Annotated in this window: 4 protein-coding genes; all 4 read right to left on the bottom strand. The window is 45.3% G+C overall.

Features of this window, described 5'->3' with window-relative positions; all coding sequences use genetic code 11:
* Positions 1-425 precede the first annotated feature (425 nt).
* A complete protein-coding gene (gene hpsP / locus PX482_RS21775) occupies positions 426-1,598 on the bottom strand; it encodes a hormogonium polysaccharide biosynthesis glycosyltransferase HpsP (RefSeq protein WP_288094397.1) in 1,173 nt (390 codons plus the stop codon).
* Positions 1,599-1,918: 320 nt separating this feature from the next.
* The gene (trpB, locus tag PX482_RS21780) at positions 1,919-3,166 is read right to left on the bottom strand and encodes a tryptophan synthase subunit beta (RefSeq protein WP_288058763.1); all 1,248 of its coding nucleotides are present in this window, start codon (positions 3,164-3,166) and stop codon (positions 1,919-1,921) included.
* Between the two features lie 137 nt (positions 3,167-3,303).
* Positions 3,304-5,874 (bottom strand): DUF3536 domain-containing protein, encoded by a 2,571-nt coding sequence (locus PX482_RS21785; protein WP_002757810.1) that lies wholly within the window; start codon positions 5,872-5,874, stop codon positions 3,304-3,306.
* A 92-nt stretch (positions 5,875-5,966) separates the two neighbouring features.
* Positions 5,967-6,134, bottom strand: a complete 168-nt coding sequence (locus PX482_RS21790; RefSeq protein WP_288027651.1) for a hypothetical protein — start codon at positions 6,132-6,134, stop codon at positions 5,967-5,969.
* Positions 6,135-6,196: the final 62 nt, after the last annotated feature.

Raw genomic sequence — 6,196 nt, forward strand, 5'->3', positions numbered from 1 at the left:
CTTGGTACAAAAAACAAGGGCAACAAAGCCTGAAACGACCGGCTCCTGACGACCGGCTACTGACTCCTACCCCCAGGAAAAACTTTTTCAGCAGACCCTAATTAAATTAAAAATGGATTTTAGCTTCGATCCCCCCTTAGTACTAGGGTTGATTCATAGTAGGGTTGATTCATGAATCAACCCTACCCTATAGTCCCCCCTTGATAAGGGTGGTGTCTGATAATTTTTAACGCCTACCTACTTAAATGATGAGATGATGACATTGGGGACGGAAATATGAGGAATTAGCGGAGATGAAAGCGTATATTGGAAGTAGAGCCATCCCTAGAAAAGTGAGCTACTGTTATGAACTCTTTTGCGCTTCCCGTCTTTCTGCAATCAGGTTTAACCCTACTGGCATTTTTAGTGCTGGTTATCCTCATGGCCTAAATCTTAATCCGTCTGTCTAGATTTTCATAGACAGTTAACAGCTGTTCAGCGATCGCTGACCAACTATATTGATTTAAGACTAAATCCTTGGCATTTTTCCCTCGTTGTTGGCGAATTTCAGGATTAGTGATAGCCGTTGCCAAAGTATTAGTTAAATCCTCAAGCTGACAAGCTGTCACCCATCCCGCAGCCGCTGCTGCTACCGCAGGATATAGATCCACCCGGTCGGAGATAACCACGGGAATTCCGGCAGCCATAGCTTCTGCCACTGCGATGCCAAAATTTTCATAGTAGGAAGGTAAAACAAATAAATCAGCCCTAGCGAGGAGGCTATTTTTGGCTTCTCCAGTGACAAATCCAGTAATTGTCGTATTTTTGCCCAATATTGACCGCTCGATCTGATTTTTAATCCGATTTTCGTACTCCCTGTCCTGGGGATTGCCTCCTGCTAAGACAAAATGAAAATCTAGGCCTTTTTCTAACAACCTTTCTAAACTGGGCAGCAATAAATCTAGACCTTTTTTCGGATCAAGACGGGACATATAGAGAATGATCGGTTTATTTTCGGGAAGATCAAAACCCACGGGTAGAGCTTGTGGGTTAAAAAAATCTACCCCTAGGGGGATGACAATATCCTTAGTTTTTATATTAAATCTTTCGGCAGTTTGACACTCCTGCTCACTGGTAAAATGAACTGCCGCCGCCGCCGCTAAATTGGGTTTTTCCAGAAAATTGGCATATATTTGTTTAAGTTGCCGTTTTTTTTGCAAATCTGCCGGATCGAGGGTGCCTAGGGGACGGAGAATATAGGGCAGTTGACGGTAACGAGCGATCGAAGCCGATATACTGCTCACTGGGGAGAATAAGGCATGAATATGGGCGATATCGTAATCTTTTGCCCTATTTGCCAACCAAGTAAACAGATCAAGGGAAAATTTATAGCGGCGAAAGGGAGAACAGCGAAAATAATAGATTTGATAGCCATTTTGACTAACAGGGACCCCTAAAGGCACCTCTAGGGGTGCTTGTCCCGTGTCACCATTGGAATCGGTGGTAATAATGGTCACATCTTGGCCTAGTTGCGCCAAGGCCGCTGACAAACCGAGTACCATTTGACTGGGGCCACCATAAACAAGGGAAATCGAAGGAACAATCTGAAGAATTTTCATCGAAAAATTGGGTCAGAAACCCCGCCGTTCTAGGTTGGCTTTACTGTTAAATACTAGCGCATTTGCACGATATAAGTAGGTAGGCACAATTATTTGTAGGATGGGTTAGCGGTAGCGTAACATGAGCAGGCGTTGGGTTTCATGCTTCAACCCAACCTACGTTCATCTTATAGTTAATTCCACCCACCCACTTAACATCGGACTTTAACAGGTCAAAAGCCTTATTTTAAAAGGGTTTTACCATTATTCAGCAGACCCTATGTAAGTTAAACTTATCACACAGAACCTAGAAGAGCCTGATAACTGATAACTGATAACTGTTAACCATTCATTGATAAATATTTAGCCACCGATTGCACATCTTTATCACCCCGTCCAGAGAAATTAATCACAATGCGAGGACTACCGGTCACTTGTGGGCAAAGAGTTTCTAAATAAGCTAAAGCGTGGGCAGTTTCTAGGGCTGGAATAATCCCTTCTAAACGGGAAACTCGTTGAAAAGCTTCTAGTGCTTCCTTGTCGGTGACACTGTAATATTCGGCGCGACCACTATCTTTTAAAAAGCTATGTTCTGGCCCGACTCCGGGATAATCTAAACCGGCACTAATTGAGTGGGCCTCGATAACTTGACCTTCGCTATCTTGTAATAAATAACTCATTGCTCCATGTAGAACCCCCGGTTGACCTTGGGTAAGGGTGGCGGCGTGTTTTCCGGAAGCGATACTTTCCCCGGCGGCCTCAACACCAATTAAACGCACGGAAGCTTCTTTAACAAACTCATGAAATAAACCCATAGCATTAGAACCACCCCCCACGCAAGCGAGGAGAATATCCGGTGAACCGCCCCATTTTTCCAGACTTTGCTGACGGGTTTCCTGACCAATAACCGCATGAAAATCGCGTACCATCATCGGATAGGGGTGGGGACCGGCCACAGAACCAAGGATGTAGTGAGTGGTTTCCACATTTGTTACCCAGTCGCGAATCGCTTCCGAGGTGGCATCTTTCAGGGTTCCTGTCCCGGCGGCCACGGGTTGCACCGTCGCGCCAAGCAGTCTCATGCGGAAAACATTGAGTTCTTGGCGTTCCATATCGTGAATTCCCATATAAATCACGCATTCTAGACCAAAACGAGCGCAAACCGTAGCGGTGGCCACGCCGTGCTGTCCTGCCCCAGTTTCGGCGATAATTCGCTTTTTACCCATGCGTTTGGCTAATAAAACCTGACCGAGGGCGTTATTAATCTTGTGGGCCCCGGTATGGTTTAAATCTTCACGTTTTAGGTAAATTTGCGCCCCAGTGCCGTCAGCTTTGGCATAATGGGCGGTGAGACGTTCGGCAAAATATAAGGGACTGGGTCTACCGACGTAATCCTTGAGCAGTTGATTTAATTCTTCTTGAAAATCGGGGTCGTCTTGATACTGATTATAGGCCGTTTCTAGTTCACTTAAGGCTGGCATCAGGGTTTCTGGGACGTATTTGCCCCCGTAGCGTCCAAAACGCCCAAAAGCATCGGGATACTGGGTTGCTGTGCCGGCTGAGGCGGCATAAATCGGCGTGATAGTCATGTAAACCTTCGATGAGAGACTTATGATCCATTATAAATCTAAGGGTTTAGTCTCTGGGTTAACCTGAGTTCCAGGGCAATCATCGCCTAACCCACTTAATCATCAAAGGGTGAGCATTGCCCACCCTTTGACTGATTTTACAGCCAAATACTCACATCAACTTTTAACACCTGTCCTAATAGTAATAACCATTTTAATTGAGTCATCGGCCAGGGACAGGCAGCATCTATTGAATTGGACCGCAAAGAATTAAGAACTAGACGACCATGGAAGTAATAATAGTATAATTCCTGAGAGCGATCGAGGGATAATCCTAGCTTTAATTGTTGGCTAACTTCAATTAAACGGGTGATTAAGCGAGTATCCTCCTCCGCCGTTAAAGGATCGCCATCGTGTAATAATTTCCCAAGAGATTGCCAGAGCAAACTTTCTAAGGTTTGACGCGCTTCGGGAATATTTAATTGACAGTGTAAATGATTGGCCTCCTTAGCAATAGCAAATAATTGATCGAGATTATTTTCCGTTGCTTGCCGCTGCTCAAAATCTTTTTCTAGGGCATTAATCACCTGTAAACAACGATGAGAAATGGCAATATCGGCCGCTACCTGTAACTCTTGAGGTACGGGCAGCTCATCCCGTTGGAAAGCCGCTAAAATGCCGTAATTATCCCGATAAACTTGGGTGTATAATTGATCGAGACGTTTTTTAGTTTCGGCTGTCACCTTCTGCATGATCCGGTGTCTTTCATCGGCAAAAAGATGGGGTAAAGCAAAGAAGTTTTCTCCCAATCCGCGCCCCATTTCTACGATCATGGTCGAAACACTGGCCTGTTGTAAAGATTCAAAGAGATGATCCTTAAGATTGGTATAGATTAACCGACTGTTAAACGGTTGAATGCAGCAGTAAAAATCCCAACCTCCTAAATGTAGAACAGCAAAGACAAAATGTTCACTTTCTTGGGTAATTTCCGAGGTTAATTCCACCTGTCCCACTGCTAAAGTTAAAGACCCGATCGCTTGTTTTTGATAATCTAATTGACGGGTATTGTAACAATAAATCCGATGATGACTGGGATAATTGGTAAATAGGGAACTAATGGCGTAATGGGCCGCCACCCGTTCCAAATCGACCCGCGCAGAAGTGACCAATTGTCGATAGACATCAGCCCCATCTTGATATAACTTAACGTTACTGGGAGCGAAAGCTAGACGACTGAGGAAATTCATTTCTAATTGAATTCCAGCCACTTCTCCGGCTAATTCCAGGGCCCGGCCAGCATATCTCAAAATTTGCGTACCTTCAGGTCGAGAAATTTCCTCAAAAAACCAGCCACAACTGGTAAACATCAATAAAGCTTGTCTTTGCATTTCTAATAAACGCAAAGCATCGATTTTCTCGCTTTTACTCAGGTTGCGACTTTGATGCAGGGCGAGGAAATGTTCGATCGCGTCTGGGGATCGATCTAAAATAACTGCAATGTAGTCATCCCTTGTCTGCCAAGGATCGCGGAAAAATTCCTGTCCTTGAATCTCATATACCTTAATCAACTCATCTCTGAGCCAATTTAGGGACTCCCGCAGGGGTTTACGCCATTTTTGCTGGTAATTTCCCCCTCCCCCGCAACCACAGTCATCCTGCCAACGATTTACGCCATGGACACAACTCCAAGCGGTCACGGGTTTTAATTCCACTTCCCAAGTCGGGGGGCAAATACTGAGATAATGGGCGAAATTGGTGACTGTCCAGCCGTTTTTTGGGAAAGATTCCGTAAAAGCATAGCTAAGACACTTCTCTGTCCCCTGTTTGTGGTGGCCGAAGGTTTCCCCATCGGTAGCGACGCTGATTAACTGGGAGGGACGATGATCCCCTTTAATTGCCTGTCCCAGACGACCGACGAGAAAATCACTGCTGGCTAGGACATCATTAAAGCCCATATCCCGAGAAATTGGACCATCGTAGAAGAAAATATCCAGATAACGACCATCGGGGATGTAACAGCGATAGGGACGGGTGGGATCGATTTGACCTCCGGCCACCGCGTGCCATTGGGGATGAGGATCCTGGTCGCTAGGGAAAGGACGACAGCGCAGGGCCTGGGAAGGGGCTAAAATGGTGAATTTAATCCCCTCATCGATTAAAGCTGTCACTGTGGCTAAATCAATGGCTGTTTCCGCTAACCACATTCCTTCGGGATCCCGGCCGAAACGATGCTGAAAATCGGCTTTTCCCCAGCGAATTTGGGTGTATTTGTCCTGTTTGTTGGCTAGAGGCAGAATGATATGATTATAGACCTGGGCGATGGCGTTACCATGACCGTTTAAGCGTTGACAACTTTTTTGATCCGCTGTCAGGATGCGTTGGTAAACTTCGGGATCATGGGATTGCATCCATGACATGAGGGTAGCCCCGATGTTAAAGCTGAGATATTCGTAGTTATTAACTATTTTGATCACTTCCCCCCGGTCATTGTAAATGCGCGCAAAAGCATTGGCACGATAACACTCGTGATGGATGCGTTCATTCCAATTATGGAAGGGATGGGCGCTCGGTTGCCGTTCAATTCTGTCTAGATAGGGATTTTCTCGCGGTGGTTGGTAAAAATGTCCGTGAACCGTGATATAAACTCCGTGAGCGGTTTTCAGGGGATCGACCCCCGTATCGGTATAGGAATAAAAGGTTGTAGAAGGATGTTCAACAAGATAAGTCATAGAAAGGCCTAGAAAATCGTTTTTTTTTGAGCGAAAATAGCTGTAGAATGTAGCGACCTGATGTTTAAAAAAACTGAAAACCTGGCCGTTTTTCACGGCCTTGTGGTCACAATATCACATTTTATTTTCCTAGCAAAGCTAGGGTTAACAATTCGCAACTTCTCTATACACAGCACTAAGTAGGGTCTGCTGAAAAAGTTTTTCCTAGGGGCAGGGTGTAGGGTGTGGGGTGTGGGGTGTGGGGTTTTACCCATTTTCATCGGGTAAATTACCTAATTTTCAGGGAAAAAGTCCAGGAATTTTCCCCCCGACCACTCCCATA

This window comes from Microcystis sp. M53602_WE12 (assembly GCF_030065455.1).
Taxonomy (GTDB): domain Bacteria; phylum Cyanobacteriota; class Cyanobacteriia; order Cyanobacteriales; family Microcystaceae; genus Microcystis; species Microcystis aeruginosa.